The 20,826-nt window shown below is 52.0% G+C and carries 20 protein-coding genes and 1 other annotated feature; of the genes, 14 read left to right on the top strand and 6 right to left on the bottom strand.

Annotation, left to right across the window (positions count from 1 at the left end):
- The 4 genes from BMY11_RS13145 to BMY11_RS13130 all read left to right on the top strand — a co-directional run bounded on the left by BMY11_RS13145 (position 1) and on the right by BMY11_RS13130 (position 7,246).
- Positions 1 to 1,089: a glycoside hydrolase family 43 protein gene (locus BMY11_RS13145; protein WP_177182621.1), complete on the top strand. Its 1,089-nt coding sequence runs from the start codon at positions 1 to 3 to the stop codon at positions 1,087 to 1,089.
- 19 nt (positions 1,090 to 1,108) lie between these two features.
- The gene (locus tag BMY11_RS13140; protein WP_090576397.1) at positions 1,109 to 3,112 is read left to right on the top strand and encodes an AbfB domain-containing protein; all 2,004 of its coding nucleotides are present in this window, start codon (positions 1,109 to 1,111) and stop codon (positions 3,110 to 3,112) included.
- Between the two features lie 132 nt (positions 3,113 to 3,244).
- A complete protein-coding gene (locus BMY11_RS13135; protein ID WP_090576394.1) occupies positions 3,245 to 4,648 on the top strand; it encodes a glycoside hydrolase family 32 protein in 1,404 nt (467 codons plus the stop codon).
- Between the two features lie 15 nt (positions 4,649 to 4,663).
- Positions 4,664 to 7,246, top strand: coding sequence for an alpha-L-rhamnosidase-related protein (locus BMY11_RS13130; protein ID WP_090576392.1), 2,583 nt, complete (start codon positions 4,664 to 4,666; stop codon positions 7,244 to 7,246).
- Positions 7,247 to 7,323: 77 nt separating this feature from the next.
- On the opposite strand, the gene BMY11_RS13125 is transcribed toward BMY11_RS13130, so the two are convergent.
- From BMY11_RS13125 to BMY11_RS13110, 4 genes are read right to left on the bottom strand one after another with little or no spacing between them, the layout of a single operon-like run.
- Entirely contained in the window at positions 7,324 to 8,289 is a 966-nt protein-coding gene (locus tag BMY11_RS13125; protein ID WP_090576389.1) for a type I phosphomannose isomerase catalytic subunit, read from the bottom strand.
- Between the two features lie 35 nt (positions 8,290 to 8,324).
- On the bottom strand, positions 8,325 to 8,720 hold the full coding sequence (locus BMY11_RS13120; RefSeq protein ID WP_090576387.1) for a VOC family protein: 396 nt from the start codon (positions 8,718 to 8,720) through the stop codon (positions 8,325 to 8,327).
- A gap of 29 nt (positions 8,721 to 8,749) precedes the next feature.
- On the bottom strand, positions 8,750 to 9,481 hold the full coding sequence (locus tag BMY11_RS13115) for a class I SAM-dependent methyltransferase (RefSeq protein WP_143069263.1): 732 nt from the start codon (positions 9,479 to 9,481) through the stop codon (positions 8,750 to 8,752).
- A gap of 1 nt (position 9,482) precedes the next feature.
- The gene (locus tag BMY11_RS13110) at positions 9,483 to 10,451 is read right to left on the bottom strand and encodes a tRNA modification radical SAM protein MnmL/YtqA (protein WP_090576384.1); all 969 of its coding nucleotides are present in this window, start codon (positions 10,449 to 10,451) and stop codon (positions 9,483 to 9,485) included.
- A gap of 284 nt (positions 10,452 to 10,735) precedes the next feature.
- On the opposite strand from BMY11_RS13110, the gene BMY11_RS13105 reads away from it, so the two are divergent.
- Both BMY11_RS13105 and trmB read left to right on the top strand, forming a co-directional pair.
- Positions 10,736 to 10,921 carry a hypothetical protein gene (locus BMY11_RS13105; protein WP_090576380.1) on the top strand — a complete coding sequence of 62 codons (186 nt, stop codon included), beginning with the start codon at positions 10,736 to 10,738 and terminating at the stop codon, positions 10,919 to 10,921.
- A gap of 165 nt (positions 10,922 to 11,086) precedes the next feature.
- Positions 11,087 to 11,872 carry a tRNA (guanosine(46)-N7)-methyltransferase TrmB gene (trmB, locus tag BMY11_RS13100; RefSeq protein ID WP_090576377.1) on the top strand — a complete coding sequence of 262 codons (786 nt, stop codon included), beginning with the start codon at positions 11,087 to 11,089 and terminating at the stop codon, positions 11,870 to 11,872.
- Here the strand turns inward: trmB and BMY11_RS13095 are convergent.
- Positions 11,788 to 12,348 (bottom strand): phosphatase PAP2 family protein, encoded by a 561-nt coding sequence (locus tag BMY11_RS13095; RefSeq protein ID WP_090576375.1) that lies wholly within the window; start codon positions 12,346 to 12,348, stop codon positions 11,788 to 11,790. The two genes, trmB and BMY11_RS13095, sit on opposite strands and share 85 nt — an antisense overlap.
- A 217-nt stretch (positions 12,349 to 12,565) precedes the next feature.
- Here BMY11_RS13095 and BMY11_RS13090 point away from each other — a divergent pair, with 217 nt between their 5' ends.
- From BMY11_RS13090 to BMY11_RS13065, 6 genes are all read left to right on the top strand, one after another.
- Positions 12,566 to 13,747, top strand: coding sequence for a glycosyltransferase family 4 protein (locus tag BMY11_RS13090; protein ID WP_090576372.1), 1,182 nt, complete (start codon positions 12,566 to 12,568; stop codon positions 13,745 to 13,747).
- A gap of 323 nt (positions 13,748 to 14,070) precedes the next feature.
- Positions 14,071 to 15,309: a glycosyltransferase family 2 protein gene (locus tag BMY11_RS13085; RefSeq protein WP_090576369.1), complete on the top strand. Its 1,239-nt coding sequence runs from the start codon at positions 14,071 to 14,073 to the stop codon at positions 15,307 to 15,309.
- A gap of 75 nt (positions 15,310 to 15,384) precedes the next feature.
- Positions 15,385 to 15,547: a sequence feature (ribosomal protein L20 leader region), on the top strand.
- 3 nt (positions 15,548 to 15,550) lie between these two features.
- Positions 15,551 to 16,102, top strand: a complete 552-nt coding sequence (gene infC / locus BMY11_RS13080) for a translation initiation factor IF-3 (RefSeq protein WP_090576789.1) — start codon at positions 15,551 to 15,553, stop codon at positions 16,100 to 16,102.
- A gap of 28 nt (positions 16,103 to 16,130) precedes the next feature.
- Positions 16,131 to 16,334: a 50S ribosomal protein L35 gene (gene rpmI / locus BMY11_RS13075; protein ID WP_090576365.1), complete on the top strand. Its 204-nt coding sequence runs from the start codon at positions 16,131 to 16,133 to the stop codon at positions 16,332 to 16,334.
- A 47-nt stretch (positions 16,335 to 16,381) separates the two neighbouring features.
- The gene (gene rplT / locus BMY11_RS13070; RefSeq protein WP_090576360.1) at positions 16,382 to 16,741 is read left to right on the top strand and encodes a 50S ribosomal protein L20; all 360 of its coding nucleotides are present in this window, start codon (positions 16,382 to 16,384) and stop codon (positions 16,739 to 16,741) included.
- A gap of 237 nt (positions 16,742 to 16,978) precedes the next feature.
- Positions 16,979 to 17,404: a hypothetical protein gene (locus tag BMY11_RS13065; protein ID WP_090576357.1), complete on the top strand. Its 426-nt coding sequence runs from the start codon at positions 16,979 to 16,981 to the stop codon at positions 17,402 to 17,404.
- Here the strand turns inward: BMY11_RS13065 and BMY11_RS13060 are convergent.
- Complete coding sequence (locus BMY11_RS13060; protein ID WP_090576354.1) at positions 17,401 to 17,847, bottom strand: GNAT family N-acetyltransferase; 447 nt, start codon at positions 17,845 to 17,847, stop codon at positions 17,401 to 17,403. The genes BMY11_RS13065 and BMY11_RS13060 overlap by 4 nt on opposite strands.
- A 595-nt stretch (positions 17,848 to 18,442) precedes the next feature.
- Here BMY11_RS13060 and ilvB point away from each other — a divergent pair.
- Complete coding sequence (ilvB, locus tag BMY11_RS13055) at positions 18,443 to 20,188, top strand: biosynthetic-type acetolactate synthase large subunit (RefSeq protein ID WP_090576351.1); 1,746 nt, start codon at positions 18,443 to 18,445, stop codon at positions 20,186 to 20,188.
- A complete protein-coding gene (ilvN, locus tag BMY11_RS13050; protein WP_090576348.1) occupies positions 20,185 to 20,670 on the top strand; it encodes an acetolactate synthase small subunit in 486 nt (161 codons plus the stop codon). Before ilvB ends, ilvN begins: the two co-directional genes overlap by 4 nt.
- Positions 20,671 to 20,826: the final 156 nt, after the last annotated feature.

Below are 20,826 nucleotides of genomic sequence, written 5' to 3'. Positions count from 1 at the left end.
GTGAGCGTGCCAAATGCGTTTTGTAAAAGAAAGAGTACAGTAATTGCCGCTCTCGTACTTATCCTGGCCGCGTTGTCTTACGCGGCTTGGTTCTTTATTAGTGCCGATAAAGGACAGCCAGTCGTGAAGACGGCGTTCACGAATCCCGTCTACAATCATGACGCGCCGGACCCTACAGTCATTAAGGCAGAGGACGGTTATTATTACGCGATTACTACGCAAAGCCAGTATGACGGGAAGCTCGTACCGCTGCCGATTCTGCAGTCGAAGGATCTCGTGCACTGGGAGATGAAGGGTACCGTATTCACAGTCGATGAAGTGCCGTCTTGGGCGACATTCGATTATATGTGGGCGCCGCATCTGACCTATTACAAAGGCAAGTATTACGTGTACTATTCGACCAAAGTGAACGACGGCGACCCGTTCAAAGGGATGGGCATTGGCGTAGCAGTCGCGGATAACCCGCTTGGACCCTATAAGGATGAAGGTGGCCCGGTTGTGTGGGGTACAGGGTTTGAGAAGATTGACCCGTTCGTGCTGGATGTTGAGGACGGCAAGCGGTACTTGTATTGGGGCTCTGATAAACAGCCGATCTATGCTGCCCAGCTGGCAGAAGACGGACTGAGCGTAGTCGGGGAAGAGAAGGCCGTTATTTACCCTGGCGTGCAAAGCAGAGAAGGCTACGATGCACTAGTCGAAGGACCTTGGGTTGTGAAGCGAAACGGCTACTATTACATGTTCTACTCCGGCGATTATTGCTGCCAAGATAACAGTGGTCAAGACGCCCATTATGCAGTAATGGCTGCGCGGAGTAAGTCGTGGGCTGGCCCGTTTGAGCCGTTTCCGAACAATCCGGTGCTCGAGAAGAATGACACATTCCTCGCGCCGGGCCATAACGCTGTCATTCAAGATGAGGCAGGAACCGATTGGATGCTGTACCATGCCTACAACCTCAAAGATATTTCCTCTTCAGGGCGTGTGATGATGCTTGATAGGATCGACTGGAAGGACGGATGGCCGGTCATCGCAGGCGGCATGGGGCCAAACGCAGCGCTGCAGCAGGACGGGCCGGTGACGAATAAACCATAATGCCTTAGGAGGAACAGTAATGAACAAGAGGAAACGATTCTTTCTAGTATCGCTTGCGCTTCTGTTACTGCTTCAATTGTTTGCCATTGCACCTGCGAATGCAGCCGCTTCCGGTTCGGTCGTTTATAGCAATTCTGCGGAGCCTGAGCCTTATTACGCAAGAGCGGTGAAATTGGGCAATGGCAATATCCTGGCTACCTTTACGAGAAAATTCCCTGTCAATACGAGCTGGGTGGGCATGCAGCCGTTCAACTTCTATCAGAGCGCGGACAACGGCAAGAGCTGGACGTACCTCTCCCAGATCGACCCGAACAGCTATGGCTTGAACCGCGATCAGCAGGCGATGACGACGCTGTATGTGCTGCCTCAGCAGCTTGGCAGCTATCCGGCTGGCACGCTGCTCTTCGCATCGAGCGATTGGGGCGCTGGCGCGACCTACACGATTCATATTTGGCGTAGTACTGACAATGGCGCGACATGGCAATTGCACAGCAATTTGGCCGCTCAAGGCGGCTCCGGTACGCATCATACGTGGGAGCCGGAGTTCGCTGTTTCAAGCGATGGTCGTCTGATCTGCTACTATTCCGATGAGCGGCAAGCGGGTTACAACCAGGCAATTGCGCGCGAAATTTCATCGGACGGCGGCGTGACGTGGGGCAACTACAGCATCATCATCGGCGATAGCTCGAACTCGGGCGCGCGGCCAGGCATGCCTCGCGTCGTTCGCCATAAGAACGGCACTTATTATATGTTCTATGAGCATTTTGGAGCGCCGCCAGAAGCAGCGGTTCGGTTCAAAACGTCCTCCGATGGCATCAACTGGGGAACGCCATCTGGACTTGGGGCTGTTGTTGGCTCCGGCATTTACCGCGCCTCCCAAGCTCCGGAAGTCGCATATGTGGACGACGGCACGACGAATGGCAGATTCTATGTGCGCGGCATGACCGACGTTGTGCCTGATCATAACAAACTGTTCACGAGTGCGGATAACGGCGCCACTTGGCAGCTGATTGATGCGCCGCTCACTGTGGTGGGCAGCAATCAGAACACACCTGCTGCGTGGAGCGGAACGCTGCTCCCGCTTGCGAATAACATGCTTCTTGAGATCAACACCGTCAAAGTCGGCAGCATCAACGAAATTCGTTCCAATGTGGCGCAAATGAACGGTGACTCGTCGATTGTCTCCGGTGCGACGTACAAATTCGTCAACCAGAACAACGGGCTCGTCATTGATAACGCAGGCGGAGGCTCTCCTGCGGGAACACGTCTGATCGAGTATAACGACCTCGGCGTGAATACCCAATGGTTCAAGGCAGATTATCAGAGCAACGGCTTCTTCCGCGTGATGAACCTAAATAACAGTCTCGTTTGGGATGATCCGAACGGCGCGATGACACCGGGCACACAAATCAACCAATGGACGGACAACTTCCTCGATACGCAGCGCTGGAAGTTCACGTACTCGGGCAGCGGAAGCTTTTATACCATAATGAATGAGCACAGCGGTCTGATGGTCGATAACGCTGGCGGCGGAGCGCCTGCGGGAACGAAGATTATTCAATATACGGCGAACGGTCTGGATACACAGCGTTGGAAAGCCGTCCGCGTCGATACCGAAACGCCGATTAACCAGTTCGAGACCTACAACTTCCCAGGCAGCTTCATTCGCCATGAGAGCGGCAGAGGTAAGACGAACGGAAGCCAGTATATCGCGGACGCGCAATGGAAGATCGTGCCGGGGTTGGCGGATTCTACTGCAATATCTATCGAATCCGTCAACTTCCCAGGCCGCTTCTTGCGTCATAAGAATGGCGAAGTGTGGATGGATGTGAACGACGGCACGACGCTGTTCAAGAACGATGCAACGTGGAAGCTCCGTACGGGATTCGCGAATGGACTCGCAGCGTCGTTCGAATCGTATAACATTGCGGGACAATATATAAGACATATGAACGGACTGTTGTACATTTCGTCCATTACAACGAGCGCGGATCAGCAAGACGCAACGTTCTTTGTCAAATAGTTCTAAGTAATGCAGTGCTGAGCCTCCTGAATGGGAGGCTCTACTTTTTTTATATAGATCGAAGGTATGGCGGAGGACTTCCGCGAACTATCTAAACGAAGCGAACGAAAGTGAACATAAGGAGAGATAACTATGGATCGTTACAAACCGAAGTATCATTTTACACCGCCTTGCAATTGGATGAACGACCCGAACGGGCCTTTTCAGCGGAACGGCGAATATCATCTGTTTTACCAGCATAACCCTGATGCGCCAGAGTGGGGCCAAATTCATTGGGGTCATGCGAAGAGTCTCGACCTTGTGAACTGGGAGCACCTTCCTATTGCGCTGGCGCCTTCCCGCGATCTCGGAGAGCAACATTGCTACTCGGGCTGTGCGGTTGTCGATGGCCAAGATGTCCGCTTGTTCTATACAAGCATTGGCGAAGGGGAACGAAATGCAACTATCGGTGCACAGCAGTGGACTGTTAAGCGTGACAGCGAAGATTTGCTCTCGTGGCATAAGCCGGAGTTCAACCCTGTGCTTACGGGTGAGCTTCACGGTGACCTGCAAGTTACGGAGTGGCGCGATCCGTACGTTTGGAAAGAGCAGGATGGATGGAAAATGCTCACAGGCGGCATTCATGAGGATAAAGGTGTTGCGCTCATCTATCGCTCCGACAATTTGGAAGAGTGGAGCTTCGAGCGGATTTACTATAAAGGTGAAGAGGGGATTTTTGAATGTCCGCACATCTTCCGTTTCGGAGATAAAGCGGTTCTATTCTATTCCCCAAGCGCACCTGTGCAATATGTGACTGGCCCGTGGAGCGCAGAAGGGCTGAAGGAAGTCGAAGGACGCGGAACCGTTGATACTGGGGGATGGGATGGTTATTACGCATCGACGGGCTTCGTTGACGAAGCGGGTCGATGCATTCTACTCGGCTGGATGCCAGAGTGCAGGGGAGAAGATTTTCCTGTACAGCTGGACTGGAATGGAGCGCTGGCGCTGCCGCGAGTTGTCGAGCTGAAGCCTTCTGGCCGTATTGCGATGACACCGGTACCGGAGCTGGCGTCGCTGCGGGGCGAGAGTGTTACTTTCGCAGATGTGCTAATCAGTGAGGAACAGTCGCTCGATACGGGTATATCCTCGACCACATTCGAAGCTGCGATTGAAATCAAGAAGCCTGCTGCTAATGCTGCTCAGGTGCTGACAATCTCTGTTCTGGCTTCGCCTGACGGGCGGGAGCATACAGATGTGCGCATTGATTTTGCGGCAGGGACGATTACGCTGGACCGTTCTAACTCGAGCTTGTTCAGTGGAGTACGCAAAGCCGATATGGTATCCGAGCTGATTCTGCAAGAAGGAGAGGAGTCCGTGCAGCTGCGTCTGTTCGTCGATCAGTCTGTTGTTGAGCTGTTTGCCGGCGATGAAATCTGCATGACCGCGCGCGTCTATCCTTCCTTGGAAGATAGCAATCGCATTCTTCTACAGTCTAGCGGGGAAGTTCAAATCTCCAGCTTGGAGATTTGGGAGATGCGAGCAGCGAACATCAGCTAGACATAGGAGGCCGTGATGGAAACAGCGGAACCAGTAGCTTTGCGCAGACCTCAGTTTCATTTTGCAGCGGGGGCTCAAGGTGGGATTGGCGAACTGATCGATTTCTATTATGAGGATGAGCAGGGCCAGTGGTGCTTCGAATACAGGTATGCGGATGGTTCAGGAGCGGGGGCTGCGGTTAGCCGGGATCTCGTCCATTGGCATGAGGCAACTGTGCAGACGAGGAAGGAGCTGACTGGGGGTAAGGATAGTCAGGCTCCTCCATGTATAGTCGAGCTGCCGATTGTGAACGACCCTAATCTTACAAAATGGCTCAGGCTTCACGAGAATCACACGTACGATATCGGGGAGTGGGACGGCGAGTCTTTCATCACGGATGGTGAGCCTGCTACCTTGTGTTACGGCGTGGATTCGGAACGGCTGGCTTGTGGGAAGGGACGCCTTATCCTTGCTGGGCTTAGCCTTGGAAGTAGCGGTCGGCTGCTCGTGCTTACGGAGCTGAGTATGCGCAGATCAGCGCAGGGCAGCGCCAGGCTTCATGCTGCGCCTGTTGGCGAACTGCACAATCTGCGTGTGTGGCAACGTGAATGGACGGTCGCTGATCTGCATGAACAGCATCCATTCAACGAAAGCTTACAGTTTAGAATGGCTCCTGGCGAATGGCCGGATATTCGCATTCTGCCTGCGGAGGATGGCGAACCGGATGCGATAACTTCAAATCTGCTGGACGTTCATCTGGATATTAACGCGGTAGCTCAAAGCTATTTGCTCGAGATCGTGCTCTATGGGCTCAAGATTGTTGTGGAGATGAGCGAGTTCGCGTCAACTATTAGATGCAACGGGGCGGCGACAACGTTGGCGATGCGCGAAGTCAGCCTCAAGCTACGATTGTTGCTGGACCAAACTTCGATGGAGATATTCGCAGGTGACGGCGAGGCGCTCTTATCCATTTCGGTCACGCCCGACTACGAGCAGCAGCGGAATCTCAAGCTGCATTGTCAGAGCGGAACGATACAATCGGTGGCTGTAGACGTATATGGCCTGCGCAGCACGGAGCCGAGTCCGCCCGAGCGGTTGCTCATCGAAGCGGCTCATCCGGCAGAGGACCATGTTATTTACCAATCGGAGAGCTATTCAATCTATAGCCATCGTGTTGAAGATACCGTTTATGGCGAGCCGCCTGCATACGTGCCTGACCGCAATACAATTCTATCGCCAACCCGTGCCGTCGAAGAGTTCGTGTGGCGCAAGAACTGGGCGAATGATATGACCCGCGTCATTGATCGCGGCAACGTCTGGCATCCACAGGCTGAGATTGCGAAACTGCCAGATCTTCACACTGGCCATGCGACGATAGATGCTGCGTACCGTCTCGCAGCGGATGTCTTCTATCGGTGCGGCTCGCCAGAATTTGCCCGACCAGGCGAGGAAGGGATGTGGACCGCGGGACAATTCCAAGGTCCAGGGGAAGGCTTCGGTGTCTGGGTTCGGGATACGACGCATATCGCGATTCGTTCCGGGAATCTGCTGGACCCGGCAGGAGCCAGGGCATCGCTGCTCTTCACGACGAAGGATGGCTTCGACAATGGCGTAGACGGCACGGCGATGCCGATCGTTGGCATATGGGACTACTATTTGGCGACAGGTGATCTGACTCTCGTTCAGCAAACATGGCCGAATCTGAAGAGCCGGATTGCGAAGCTTGAAGAGAGCTTCGATGCAGACCAAGGCTTAGTCCCAGCTGATCAGTCGACCTCCAATGATGCGTTTCCTGAACCCGAGGCTGGCGGATTCTGCTTGGCGACGGAAACTTATTTCATGGAATCGTTCCGTGCGATGTCGCGCATGGGTGTTCTCATGGGGGAACCGGAGGAACAGGTCAGGAGCTGGGCGGAGATAGGTGAACGCCTGCTTCAGGGCATTCAGCGTCAATATTGGAATGATGAAGCAGGCTACTTCACCAGCGGTCCGATCGGCAGCGAGAGCTATCGTGAAGGCTACTGGGAATCCGCCGGACAGGAGATGGCGATGTGGCCGAGGTACGGCATTGCCACGCCGGAGCAGCGTCAGCGTATTTTGAATCGGCTGCCAGAGGTGGCGATGAACGAGTTCGGCGTGAACGTCTTTCCTTATCGCGAGGAGACGAATCACTTCGCGGGTGCGGCTTGGATCGTCTGGACGAGCGGGATGGCGGCGGCTGCGGGGCGTGAGGGGAGACTCGATCTGCTCATGACTCTCATTGCGCAGCAAGTCCGCAATAGCGTGATGACAAAGACGTTCTATGAAGTGATTGACTACAAGACAGGCAAAGCATGGCGTTGGCCCGGTCAGCTCTGGCATGCCGCTGGCTTCATCTCTTACTTCTACTTCGGGGTCCTCGGAATTGAGTACGATGAACAGGGAATGACGATTACGCCTGCTGTTCCAGAGACGCTTCGCGATCTCCGGCTAGATCATTTGCGCTACCGGGAGGCTGTACTCAATATTGCCGTCCATGGCTTCGGAACGAAGTTCCGAATGACATGCGATGGCGAACAGCTTGATGTCATTCCGACTAGCTTGAAGGGCGAGCACTGTATTGAATTGTGGGCAATCTAGCTTCTCTATCAAGACTCTTTATACACTAAAGCCCCCTCCGCAATTAACGCGAAGGGGGCTCTACTATGTTCACTGATCTAAGGCGTTACGCTGCGCAGCACGGTCATATGACCGTCCAGCTCATAGCCGCCGAGGCTGGCAGGGAGCAGGAAACATTCGCCTGCTTTAACGGCTTGCTTGCCGCCGTCCCAGCTAAGTGAGCCAGTTCCTTCGGCAATAACCAGAATGACGAACGATTCCGGCGTTGTAGACTGCTTCCACGGTGCGCGAACGAGACCTTTATCTACAACGAAGTATGGCGATTCTGCGATGCACAGCCATTCATTGTCGCCGATTGCATCGGTCTTCATGCGGCTCGCACCCGCGCCTTCATATGCCGTTACGTTGAGAGAATCTTCAACGTGAAGCTCGCGGAGCTTGCCGTCGAGTCCCGGACGGTTATAGTCGAACACGCGGTAAGTGGTGTCGGAGTTCTGCTGAATTTCAGCGACGACAACGCCAGCGCACAGCGCGTGAACCGTTCCAGCTGGTATGTAGAACGCATCGCCGGCCTCGACGGAAACCTCTTGCAGGCAATCCATCACGCGGCCTTCTTCGATTGCGGAAGCGAGCGCAGCGCGGTCAACGCCGTCTTTTAACCCATAGATGATCTTGGCGCCTGGTTCGGCAGCGAGAATGTACCACATTTCGGTTTTACCAAGCTCGCCCTTCGGAAGCCCTTCATACGAATCCGTCGGATGCACTTGGATCGACAGATCGTCGTTGCAGTCAAGCAGCTTGATAAGCAGCGGGAAGCGGCCTTCCTCGGCGTAGCCTTTCGTGCCGAAGTACTCTCGTCCGTATTGCTGACGAATCTCGTCCAGTCCAAGCCCGGCGAGTGCGCCGTTCATTACTTTCGTTGTGCCGTTCGGATGGTCGCCGATCATCCAGCCTTCCCCGATTGCGCCATCCGGCAGCTCTAGGCCGAATTGCTCCAACGCGCGGCCTCCCCAAATTCGTTCCTTCATCTCTGCTTTAAATTGCAGCGGATAAGCTTGTGTCACAGTATCTCTCTCCCCACTTCGTAGTTGCCGATATCTTAGGCTTTGCTTGCAGGCTGGAACATTTCAAGATATTCGCGGTCTGGGCCGTAGAAGAAGAAGTAGCGCGCGCCATTAGAGAGCGTTGTAATTTCTGTTTCTTTCAGCGGAACGCCAAGGCCTTTGATTCGTTCCAATTCCGCTTCCACATCATCCACTGTAAAAGCAAGATGGTGCGTGCGGCCTTCTTCGGAGAGCTCGCCAGGGTAGCCTTCGATCAGCTCAACTTCGGACTCCTGACCGTCTGCGCCTGCGAGGAAGCCGAGACGAATAACGCCATTATTGTGCGTCAATGTATACAGATATTTGAGTCCAACTACTTCGGTATAGAACTTAATCGAATCCTCCAAATTGCTAACCATAACGCCAACATGCTCCAATTTACGAACTGCCATGAATAAAGACCTCCTTGGGATAATGGGATTTACCGCTTCTCAATCGCTAACAAATAAGGTGCTTCTGCTTTCTGTGTCATTCGGTACAGTACGGCCTGCGCAACGTGCTGCGGCAGCTCGGAAGCGAAGCGGGTAACCGCATCCGCTTCTTCGGCGCCGCCGGGATGACCGGGATAGAGGACGACGGTCAGGATGCCGCCTTTGCGCAGCAGAGAGATCGCAGCTTCGAGTGCGGCAATTGTCCCGTCTGTTGTTGTGATGATGCTCTGATCGGCGCCAGGCAAGTAGCCGAGGTTGAACATGACCGCAGCGACTTTGCCATGAGCATCGGCCGCAACATGCTTGTCCATCTCGGCATGGCTGGCATGCACCAGTTGCAGCTTCGCTATGCGATCCGCATCACGGTTTGCTTCATGATCCGCCTCACGGTTTGCTTTATGATCCGCCTCACGGTTTGCTTCATGATCCATATCGCGCTTTGCCTCACGATCCGCCTCACGATCCGCCTCGCGGTCTGCCACATGATCTGCCATCGCCACATCTGCCTCAGCCTTGCTGTCGCCAAACAGACGCTGCAGCGTACGCTCAAGCGCCTCCGCTTGAATATCGAAGGCGTAGATCGTGCCGCGAGACCCAACAAGCTCGCATAGAAACTGCGTATCGACGCCGTTGCCGCATGTGGCGTCAATGACGGTATCGCCGCTCGCAGTGCGCTCCTTCACCAGCTTATGCGCCATGCTGAGCACGCTGAGAAAGCCCAACTTACTGCGCCTCCCACAAGCGGCCTTGCCATGTCTCGCGCCGAGCCAGCTCATGGTCGATGCTGTTTAGCACTTCCCATTTCTTCAAGCTCCACATCGGACCGATAAGCAGATCACGCGGCGCATCGCCAGTAAGCCTATGCACAATCATCTCCGGCGGCATCAGCTCCAGCGTATCGACGATCAGCTTCACATACTCGTCCTGATCGAGGAAGCGGAGCAAGCCTGCTTCGTACTGCTTCACCATCGGCGTCTTGCGCATGAGATGGAGCAGGTGAATCTTGATGCCCTGTACATCCATCGCCGCAACCGCTTTGCCTGTACCCAGCATCATTTCGTGCGTCTCTTGCGGCAAGCCATAGATAATATGCGCGCATACACGAATGCCGCGGGCACGCAGTCGCTTGACAGCATCCTCGTAGCAGGCGGTATCATGCGCACGGTTGATGAGCTCCGACGTCGATTCGTGAATCGTCTGCAAGCCCATCTCTATCCACAAATATGTGCGCTCATTCAGCTCCGCCAAGTAATCGACGACATCATCCGGCAGGCAATCCGGCCGGGTTGCAATCGACAGGCCGACTACGCCGGGCTGAACGAGAATGGCTTCATAATATTCCCGCAGCTCCTCTACAGGCGCATACGTATTCGTATAAGCCTGGAAATAGCCGATATATTGCGCTTCCGGCCATTTCTTATGCTGCAGGTCTCGAATGTTGTTAAACTGGGTCACTAGATCGTCCCGCCTACTTCCGGCGAAATCGCCTGATCCGCGTGCGCTGCAGAAAGTGCAGCCACCTTTTGCAATTGAGCCGTCGCGGTTTGGACAGGTAAACCCAGCATCGAGCATCACTTTAAACACTTTACCGCCGAATTGCTCTCGCATTTCGTAATTCCATGTATGAAACCGTTTGTCGTTCCATAGCCTAGGCGTAGCGGTAACGGCAGTAGTTTCGGTATGAACCTTCATCTTAGTAGCTCCTCTTGCTTGTAGTTCGCGAAATTGACTAAGTACAATCATAACGAAAATCCGAGTAAAACGCCATCTTTAAGGCGTGGACAAGCTGGAAGAAAGGGCGAAAAAAACGTTAATTTATTTGCGAAAAGGGCTTGCTATACCTAACATGAAGTGTTATATTAAAAGAGCGACAGATCAATGAAAATGACAAAATCATAGCCCTCTTCAAACCACTTTTCATGTAAGGTTTATATCTGGAAATTCGTTTTTGAAAAAACCAGTTGAGGTGATGAGGAATGAATAATCAAGTGAAAATCCCTAATGGCGATGAGAAGGTAACTGTTGAACTAACGAGAAAAGAGCTCATGTCGCTTGCCGGCATCCGTTTCTACGATAACCATAAAGTTGAAGTTTCCGCACGTAAGAAGCTGCATGACCTGCTGGAGTCGCAAGACGGCACAGCGCGTCAGTACTTGAATTAATCGGATATGAGATGAAGCCGAGCGGCGTCCATGGCGCCCTCGGCTTTTTTGTTTTTTTCTAGACACTGGCAGGCGCGTACTTTACAAGCAGCACGGAATTCGGGCACAATAAGGACTAGTTAACGCGGTAAAACCTGCGATCAATACGTGGAGGAATCAATTCATATGCGTCTTAGAGGAAGAAAAGGGATTTTGGAAAGTCTGGAAGCCCAGCCGGAGCTTGTCGTTTTGGATGCAGCACCGCATAAGGGCCGCTGGAAGGAATTCTTCGGCAATGACAATCCGATTTATATTGAGCTGGGCATGGGGAAGGGCCGCTTCATCAGCGACATGAGCGTGCGCAATCCGCATATCAACTTTATCGGCGTCGACATGTACGATGAGCTTATCCGCCGCGCCAGCGACAAAGCAAGATTGGCATGGGAAGAGCACGGCGTGGACAGCCCGCCGAATCTTGCGCTGCTGCGAGCGAATATTGAAGGCATTGAGAGCATGTTCGCACCAAGCGAAATTCAGCGTATTCACCTGAACTTCTCCGACCCATGGCCGAAGGCTAAGCATGCGCGCAGAAGGCTCACGCATCCTCGCTTCGTGGCCAAATATATGGAGATTCTGAATGAGTACGGGGAGATTCATTTCAAGACAGACTCGCAGTCGCTGTTTGAGTTCTCGCTGAACAGCTTTGCGGATATGGAGCTTCATATGCGTAACATAGCCCTTCATCTTCACAAGGAAACGCTGCGTGATGATCTCGTGCTGACCGAATATGAATCGAAGTTCGTGGAGCTCGGCAACAACATTCACCGCGTCGAAGTCGTCATCGGCGAGAAAGCCATTGCGGCACATAAAGAAGCGAAGCTCGCTGCTCAGAAGAATGATGACCAAGCAGCAGAGATGAATAATGAAGAAGACGAGCCGAGTATGGCGCCGACAGCGACGTCGGAAGGATAATGCAAGCCAAGGTACATGCGCGACCAGCCTACGGAAACGCCTAACAAAATGGCAACCGGCAGCAGAAGCGGAAGCAGTGCTGCATCAACTAACAACCATGGCATAAGCCAAGCAAATATAGCCGTTGTGTGACCCGATGGAAAAGAGGAGTCGCATAGCGGCTTTTTGCATGCATTTACGCTTGGAAGCGCTTGGTAGGGGCGAAGCCGGCTAAATTTACGTTTGACGATAGCGACAGGAATGTGACTGATTGCGGTAGCGACGAGGCATTGCCAACCCGCATTGCTCCAGGAGCCTGATCCAAGCAAGGCGATCAGCAAAGCGGTCACAAGCGTAAATGAAGCTCCGCCTGTATGCGTGATCGTGCCGAGCCATCTGCTTAACCATACGTTTAGTCCTCGATGCGACGGCCTGCGGTTTGCCCACATTAACAAGCGCTGATCATGTGTAAGGACCCAGAACATCATATTGACCATTCTTTTTCCCTCCCAAGTTGTAATCGGCTCTCGTCATCCACTGTTTGGTATCAGTGTAAAGGGGAATTGTTTACGCCATATCAACGGTTTAATAAGCGATTATGAATTCTTAACGATCCTTTCATGAACAATTGATATGGCGGTAATACAGCCTCCATATACTGGTAGTATAAGCTGGCTGCGCAATCGCGGCATAAGCAATTGGAGGCGATTAGATATGCGTCTTGCCTTGTTTACAGACACTTATGCACCCGATGTCAACGGAGTAGCTCGAACACTTGAGAAGTGGGAGCATTTTCTGCGGAAGCGCGATATTCCTTGTCTTGTATTTGCCCCGAATCCAGCCTCTGCCGCCCAGCGGGAGTCTTCGCCGTTCGTGGAACGGTTCATGAGCATGCCCTTCGTCCTCTATCCGGAATGCCGCCTAGCGCTGCCGAATCCCATTCATATGCGCCGTGCGCTGGAACAGTTCCAGCCGACCTTGATCCACGTCGCAACGCCATTCAACATGGGCCTTTGCGGCGTTCATTATGCCCGAAAACACAATATTCCGCTCGTTGCTTCATATCATACACATTTTGACCGTTATTTGGCGTTTTACAATATCCATTGGATGGTTAAGATGTTATGGAGGTACCTTGAATGGTTCCATCAGGACTGCCGGCGCATCTTCGTGCCTTCCGCCTCGACTTTGCATGGTCTTGCTGAGCGCGGTTGGGATGAAGAGCGACTCTCCGTATGGACGCGCGGCATCGAAACGAAGCATTTTCATCCGAATGTAGATCGTGCTGCACTGCTTGCAGAGCAAGAGATTGCAGAGAGTCAGTTTGTCGTTCTCTATGTTGGCAGAATGGCTCCGGAGAAAAATGTGGATACAGCCGTAGCTGCTTTCGCAAAGTTCCAGCGTGAAGTGAATCAAGATGCCGTATTCGTGCTGGCCGGGGACGGTCCGCAGATGCAGCAGCTGAAGCAGCAGGCGGTGCGCGAGGGGATCAACACGCGGTTACTCGGCTTTACAGGCATGCCGAAGCTTCAGCAGTGGTATGCGGCAGCAGATGTACTGCTGTTCCCTTCGCCAACCGAGACGTTCGGCAATGTCGTGCTTGAGGCAATGGCATGCGGTACGCCAGTTATCTGTGCAGACAGCGGCGGTGTCGTCGATACGGTCAATCATGAGTGGAACGGACTGCTCTGCGAGCCGGGCAATGCCGATGCGTTCTGCGAGGCGCTTGAGCGAATCTATTTGGATGAGGAACTGAGAAAAAGGTTGGTCGCAAGAGGTCTGGCACACAGCATGAGACAGTCTTGGGAGGCTATATTCGAAGAACTGCTATCGAATATGGAGCAAGCGGAGCAGCAGCCGGCTGTGAATTCATCAATTCGTCACATTGGCAGGTGACATGATGAAACCTTACTGCTTTCAACAACGTTTATTGAGAGTGAGTGCCTTGGATTAATCGTAAATGTATGAAATACGGGTAAAACGGCAGGAAACAAGCTTTACCTTCCGTTAAAATCCCAATGCAAGCGCTTTTCTCCGATTTCTTGGCGTTTGAAAGGCAATTTCTACTTTTGACAAACAGACGCATTGTGTGGAGAATCATTAAGGTTGCGATATAAATATAAAAATACAAACCGCAGCCGCAGTCACCATGAATAAAGAGCGTATAAAGAAACTAGAGAGAAGATAAAAATGGGGTCTCAAGGGGGCAGTACAAGTAAATGTTCAATACGATTATTATTATGTTTCAAGTCTTTTTGGCGTTTGTCGGCGTGTATCAATTTGTTATTTCCTTGTTCGGTATTGTAAGGAAACGGAAGGAAACGAAGCATGATCCGCAGAAGTCGTTCGCGGTTCTCGTTGCAGCTCACAACGAAGCTCAAGTGGTTGGGGCGCTGATCGAGAATTTGAAGAACCTCGACTACCCGAAAGAGCTTTACGATATCTTTGTTATTTGCGATAACTGTACGGATAATACGGCAGACATTGCACGCAGCATGGGCGTCCATGCGATGGAACGCAAAAATCCGCATCTGCGCGGAAAGGGCCACGCAATTGAATGGATGCTGAAGGAACTCTGGGCGATGCCTCGCCAATACGACGGCATTGTCATGTTTGACGCAGATAACCTGGTCGGCAACGACTTCCTGACGCATATGAACAACGACCTGTGCGAAGGCCGCAAGGTCATCCAAGGTTACCTGGACACGAAGAACCCTACAGATTCATGGGTTACCGCTTCGTATGCGATCACTTACTGGTACTGCAACCGTCTGTGGCAGCTGTCCCGCAGAAACTTGAACATGGCCAACTACCTCGGCGGTACGGGCATGTGCTTCGAATCCGCCTTGCTCAAGGAAATGGGCTGGGGCGCGACGAGCCTTGTCGAGGACTTGGAGTTCTCAATGCGCTGCGTGAAGCGCGGCATTCATCCTGTTCTGAACTACGATGCGAAAGTATATGATGAGAAGCCTTTAAGCTTCAAGGCTTCGTCCAGACAGCGTCTTCGCTGGATGCAAGGTCACTTTACTGTAGCCCGCAGCTATTTCTTCCCGCTGCTATGGGCGAGCATTAAAGAACGCAGCTTCGTGAAGTTCGACGCGGCGCTATACTCGATCTCGGTTTACAATACGTTCCTTGGTTTTATCGTAACAGCTATGCTCTGGATGGATAACATCATTCCAGCAGACAATATGTTTACATCCATTTATTATTACGCGCCGAATTGGGTTGCGCCGCTGGCGATCTTCCTGACGGCGATAATGTTCCCGCTTGTTATGGCACTTGAAGGTATCAAGTCTGGGAAAATGTTTGCGCACCTGTTCTCCATGGTGATCTTCCAACTTTCATGGCTGCCGATCACTTGCTACGCATTCTTCACGCAGAACAACAAGCAATGGAGCCATACGCAGCATACGCGTGTGTTGCGATTGGATGATGTGCAAAGCAAGCAAGTTTAGTCAAAGGGTTGACTACAGTTGTTGCATCATGCTATAGTATTTCAGTAACATCTCTTGAACACTCATAAGATGTGTACGCACAAGCAGAAGCACCCGCTTCTCACCTACTCGGCCAACGGCTGAATGGTATGCGATCGATGATTGTAACAGGCAGCAACATTATGTTGCTTTTGAAAAGCCTACGATCTTGGTTAATGGAATGCGGGTCCTAATAACGGATCCGCATTTTTTGTTTTGCTTGATGCTTTGCTTGATTCATAATTTTTGGAGGTGGCAGGTTATTAGCAGGGAACATCAAATCAACGATGAAATTCGGGCCAGAGAAGTGCGCGTCGTCGGTTCAGAAGGCGAGCAACTTGGTATTAAGCCTTTCCGCGAGGCACTGCAATTGGCAATCGATTTGAACATGGACCTGGTGAACGTTGCACCGACAGCGAAACCGCCGGTGTGCAGAGTCATGGACTATGGCAAATTCCGTTATGAGCAGCAAAAGAAAGATAAAGAAGCTCGCAAAAATCAGAAAATCGTAGACACGAAGGAAGTTTGGTTCCGTGCTAACATTGACGAGAATGACTACCAAACGAAATTCCGTAATGTCGTGAAGTTTCTGGGTGAAGGCGATAAAGTGAAATGTTCTGTTCGTTTCCGTGGACGTGAAATTACACATGCATCTGTCGGCCAGAAGATTCTGGATCGGCTTGCAATCGAAGTTGCTGACTTGTGTGTCATGGAGCGTGTACCGAAGCTTGAGGGTCGCAGCATGATCATGATTCTAGCACCGAAAGCGACTTAATAATCAATCATTGAGGAGGATCATCAAAATGCCTAAAATGAAAACACATAGCAGTCTTAAAGACCGCTTCAAAATCACAGGTACTGGTAAGGTAATTCGTTACAAAGCGTACAAGAATCACCTTCTTTCCGGCAAATCGTCCCGTCAGAAGCGTGTATTGAACACTCAACCAAACTTGGCTAAAGGCGATTTCAAACGTCTGCAACAAGGCCTTGCAAACATCAAAGGTTAATTAGATCGATCTAATTTCGTATAAATATACTCGGGAGGTTTCTACTCATGGCAAGAGTTAAAGGCGGATTCGTCCGCGCACGTCGTCGTAAAAGAATTTTGAAGCTAGCAAAAGGTTATTTCGGTTCAAAGCATCGCCTGTTTAAAACAGCGAAAGAGCAAGTAATGAAATCCTTGCTTTACGCATACCGTGACCGTCGTCAACACAAACGCGACATCCGCAAACTGTGGATCGTTCGTATCAATGCTGCAGCTCGCCAAAACGGCCTGTCCTACAGCAAATTCATGTACGGTTTGAAGCTTGCGGGCGTTGAAGTAAACCGCAAAATGCTTGCTGACCTTGCAGTGAACGACATCAACTCGTTCAACTCTTTTGCAAGCCTTGCAAAACAAAAAGTAAACGCGTAGGCCTACCGCTTACACGTTTCATGATAGAGAGCGCCTTTCTGCTACGCAGAGGGGCGCTCTTTTTTAGTATGTTCTTTTGGTTTGTTGTCATAGGGACAAAGGTACAAGCGCAAACAGCTGCTAGCGAATAGAGTATAGGACAACGACATTTACACTCTCGAGACAGATGACAGTAATGGTCAATTGCCGTAGAAGGTCATTGCAGCATGTAGTCTAAATGTTGAGAGGAGGGATATTATGCAACGTCAACGTCAACGTGTTTCACAGCAGCAAGTGCAGCAGCTCGTCGGTAAAACGATCTACGCAGTACGCAAAGACGGCTCCGTCGTAACCGGCAAGCTCGTTCATGCTCATAATAGCAAGCTACTGATCAGCCCGCTCGATGCTGATAAGAAAGCAGGGACAAGGGCGATCATCCCACTCGTGTTGTTCGATCTGCTCGTTATCGGCCTATTCGCAGGCGGCGGTTGGGGCGGTGGCTGGGGAGGCGGCTGGGGAGGCGGCTGCGGCGGCGGCTGTGGCGGCGGTTACCCAGGAGGAGGGTTTCCAGGCGGCCCAGGCGGATTCCCAGGAGGTTACCCAGGCGGGATAGGCGGTATTGGACCAGGACCTGGTTATGATGGCCAGCAATTTGGTGGCTATAACAATACGCCTTTCTATTAATCCAGGCGCTTGAACATTTCGTAACAGCGAAGATCAGGATAAGCTCGAACAGTCTGAAAGCCCAGCCGCGAATAGAGCCGCTGGGCTCTTGGATTTGAGTAATCGACGAACAAGGTAGCTGAGCTGCAGCCTGCTTTGCGTGCATGCACTTCGGCATTGTACAGTAGACTTGTACCGAGTTGTCTGCCCCGGTGCTGTGGATGAACGACGAGCATATCGAGCAGCAGCCGGTCGCCGCGTGTATAGAAATGGATGAAGCCTTGCGGCAAGCTGGACTTTGAACGGGAACTGACAAGCGTCACACCTTCGCTAAGCCGCCGGGGCAGCTCGCGTATCGTTTGTGCGTCTCGTGGAGAGGCTGTGTGTGAGAGCGGAATGAGTTCACACTTAATGAGACGGATGATTTCATCGTCATCAATACGAGCGCGTCTGGCTCGAATCATGGGTCGGGAACCTTCTTTCTGGCCTATAGGATTCTATATTCTATGCGGATGGTGTATGCCTCGCGATTACGTGGGATATGCGGGTACATAACTTTTTCAAATGAAGCCCAAAGCTAAGTTTTGAAATATCAGAAAGTAATAAATTTTTGTTCATTGTTTTGCTTGACGAATGGTACCCAGACGCATATAATAAGCGATAAGCTAATAATTGAACGGCTATGAAGAGGACGAAGTGTTAAGGGCTCTTTTGCTCCAGAGAGCGTGCGGAACTGCTGAAACCGACGCCAAAACCCCTTTCCAACGAGCTCACCTCGGAGCTGTTTCCCTGAAAAGGAACGCGTAAGCGAACCGCATTAGGGGAAATCGTAAGGCACACGTTAATGTGCCAAGGTAGAACGAACTCTCGTTCTAACCTTATGAGGTTATGCGCTGTGAGGCGTATAACATATTTGGGTGGTACCACGGAAGCTAAACCTTTCGTCCCTAGGCGATATGCTCGCTCTAGGAACGAAAGGTTTTTTTGTTTTTATAAACTTAAGCTTTTGCCGTCAGAAGTCGGCGACAGCCGTTTACACTTGGAAGGGAGGACGACTTAATGGACGCTCAACATGCAACGTTAAGGTCAAAAGAAGAAATAAAAGAAAACCTGAAGAAACCGGAGGTCATTTCCGGCTCAGAAATTTTGCTTCGCAGCTTGGTGCTGGAGGATGTGGAGTGCGTCTTCGGTTACCCAGGCGGCGCGGTATTGTACATCTACGATGCCATGCACGGATTCTCGGACTTCCACCATCTGCTGACCCGTCACGAGCAAGGCGCCATTCATGCGGCCGACGGCTATGCGCGGGCTAGCGGTAAAGTTGGCGTATGTATTGCAACATCGGGACCGGGAGCTACAAACCTTGTCACAGGAATCGCGACTGCGTTTATGGACTCGGTACCGCTTGTCGTCATTACCGGCAACGTTGCGACTACGCTGATCGGAACGGATGCATTCCAAGAAGCAGACATTACCGGCATCACGATGCCGATTACGAAACATAGCTATCTGGTACGCAAGGCAGCTGATCTGCCGCGTATCATTCACGAGGCGTTCCATATCGCGAACACTGGCCGTAAGGGTCCGGTACTCATTGATATTCCGAAGGACGTTTCGGCTGAGCTCGCCCTGTTCGAGCCATCGACTGAAATTAATATTCGCGGCTACAGCCCGACAGTAACACCTAATAAGCTGCAAATTGACAAGATGATCAAGGCAATCGCGGAAGCAGAGCGCCCGATCGTATTGGCAGGCGGCGGCGTTGTATACTCCGGAGGCCATGAAGAATTGTACGAATTCATTATAAAGTCTGGCATTCCGGTAACGACGACATTGCTCGGACTTGGCGCTTTCCCAAGCGGCGAAGACCTGTGGCTCGGTATGCCAGGTATGCATGGCACGTACACATCGAACACAGCCATTCAAGATGCTGACCTGCTGATCAACATTGGCGCACGTTTCGATGACCGCGTAACGGGTAAGCTATCCGGCTTCGCGCCGAAAGCGAAGATCGTTCACGTTGATATCGATCCAGCTGAGATTGGCAAGAACGTTCCGACAGACATTCCGATTGTCGGCGATGTGAAGACAGTGCTTCAGCTTGCGAACAAAGAAGTGCAGTACGCGGCGAAGGCTGATGCATGGCGTGCTAAGCTGGCAGCCTCCAAAGCGGAGAAGCCGTACAGCTACACGGATTCCGACGAAGAACTGAAGCCGCAATGGGTAATCGAAATGCTGTACGAAGAGTCGAAAGGCGAAGCGATTGTAACGACTGACGTTGGCCAGCACCAAATGTGGGCGGCGCAGTACTACAAGTTCAAGCAGCCGCGCTCGTGGGTAACATCCGGCGGCCTTGGTACAATGGGCTTCGGTTTCCCTTCGGCAATCGGTGCTCAGATGGCGAACCCGGATCGTCTCGTTATCTCGATTAACGGCGACGGCGGTATGCAGATGTGTGCGCAAGAGCTCGCGATCTGCGCCATCAACAAAATTCCGGTTAAAGTCGTTATCATTAACAATCAAGTGCTCGGCATGGTCCGCCAATGGCAGGAACTGATCTACGATAACCGTTACAGCCATATCGACCTTTCGGGCAGCCCGGATTTCGTGAAATTGGCTGAAGCTTACGGCGTTCGCGGCTTCCGCGCTTCGAACAAGGAAGATGCTCGCGCTGTATGGCAAGAAGCAATGAATCATGATGGTCCGGCAGTTGTGGAGTTCGTCGTACGCAAGTACGAGAACGTGTATCCGATGGTTACACAAGGCTCCACAATTGATCAAATGTTAATGGGGGATGCGGAATGAAGAGACATACGATAGCAGTACTCGTAAACGACCAGCCAGGCGTCCTCCAGCGCGTATCCGGATTGTTCGGACGCCGCGGCTTCAATATTGAGAGCATCACCGTCGGGACAAGTGAGGAAGCCGGCTTGTCCCGGATGGTCATCGTAACAACCGGCGATGACAACACTTTGGAGCAAGTGATAAAGCAGCTGTACAAGCTCATCGACGTCATTAAAGTCGTTGATCTTAGCGCGAATCCGATGGTTGGCCGCGAGCTTGCGCTCATTAAGGTAACGGCTGATCCGACAGCCCGCCCAGAGATTCTCGGTGTGGTAGAGACGTTCCGCGCAGCAGTTGTTGATATCGGCACGACTTCGCTGATGGTACAAGTTGTTGGCGATTCCGAGAAGATTGATGCGATGATTGAGCTGCTGAAGCCTTACGGCATTCGCGAGCTTTCTCGTACGGGCGTTACGGCGATGATCCGTGGTAACGCTAGATAACACGTTCATAGGATAAAAGTCGAAGTTAGCAAGTCGTCGGGCAGCAGGTTATAACAAGAGGGTTCACACCGCTTTTGAGCGGGGGTTAGAGTGAGGGAATGAAGCGGGAGCAGATGCAGATGCTGTTCGCGCATGAGAGAGTCCGCCGCCGCAATC

Source organism: Paenibacillus sp. OV219 (genome assembly GCF_900110075.1).
Lineage (GTDB): Bacteria > Bacillota > Bacilli > Paenibacillales > Paenibacillaceae > Paenibacillus_Z.
The sequence above is the reverse complement of the archived record's forward strand: the minus strand, read 5'-3'. Positions and strand labels throughout refer to the sequence as shown.

Coding starts and splice junctions, on each gene's coding strand:
- BMY11_RS13110 (WP_090576384.1), bottom strand. CDS start 10,451: ATGAAGGTTCATACCGAAACTACTGCCGTTACCGCTACGCCTAGGCTA.
- rplT (WP_090576360.1), top strand. CDS start 16,382: ATGGCAAGAGTTAAAGGCGGATTCGTCCGCGCACGTCGTCGTAAAAGA.
- BMY11_RS13065 (WP_090576357.1), top strand. CDS start 16,979: ATGCAACGTCAACGTCAACGTGTTTCACAGCAGCAAGTGCAGCAGCTC.
- BMY11_RS13060 (WP_090576354.1), bottom strand. CDS start 17,847: ATGATTCGAGCCAGACGCGCTCGTATTGATGACGATGAAATCATCCGT.
- BMY11_RS13130 (WP_090576392.1), top strand. CDS start 4,664: ATGGAAACAGCGGAACCAGTAGCTTTGCGCAGACCTCAGTTTCATTTT.
- BMY11_RS13090 (WP_090576372.1), top strand. CDS start 12,566: ATGCGTCTTGCCTTGTTTACAGACACTTATGCACCCGATGTCAACGGA.
- BMY11_RS13120 (WP_090576387.1), bottom strand. CDS start 8,720: ATGGCAGTTCGTAAATTGGAGCATGTTGGCGTTATGGTTAGCAATTTG.
- BMY11_RS13105 (WP_090576380.1), top strand. CDS start 10,736: ATGAATAATCAAGTGAAAATCCCTAATGGCGATGAGAAGGTAACTGTT.
- BMY11_RS13135 (WP_090576394.1), top strand. CDS start 3,245: ATGGATCGTTACAAACCGAAGTATCATTTTACACCGCCTTGCAATTGG.
- BMY11_RS13085 (WP_090576369.1), top strand. CDS start 14,071: ATGTTCAATACGATTATTATTATGTTTCAAGTCTTTTTGGCGTTTGTC.
- rpmI (WP_090576365.1), top strand. CDS start 16,131: ATGCCTAAAATGAAAACACATAGCAGTCTTAAAGACCGCTTCAAAATC.
- ilvN (WP_090576348.1), top strand. CDS start 20,185: ATGAAGAGACATACGATAGCAGTACTCGTAAACGACCAGCCAGGCGTC.
- BMY11_RS13140 (WP_090576397.1), top strand. CDS start 1,109: ATGAACAAGAGGAAACGATTCTTTCTAGTATCGCTTGCGCTTCTGTTA.
- BMY11_RS13095 (WP_090576375.1), bottom strand. CDS start 12,348: ATGGTCAATATGATGTTCTGGGTCCTTACACATGATCAGCGCTTGTTA.
- ilvB (WP_090576351.1), top strand. CDS start 18,443: ATGGACGCTCAACATGCAACGTTAAGGTCAAAAGAAGAAATAAAAGAA.
- trmB (WP_090576377.1), top strand. CDS start 11,087: ATGCGTCTTAGAGGAAGAAAAGGGATTTTGGAAAGTCTGGAAGCCCAG.
- infC (WP_090576789.1), top strand. CDS start 15,551: ATGCTTTGCTTGATTCATAATTTTTGGAGGTGGCAGGTTATTAGCAGG.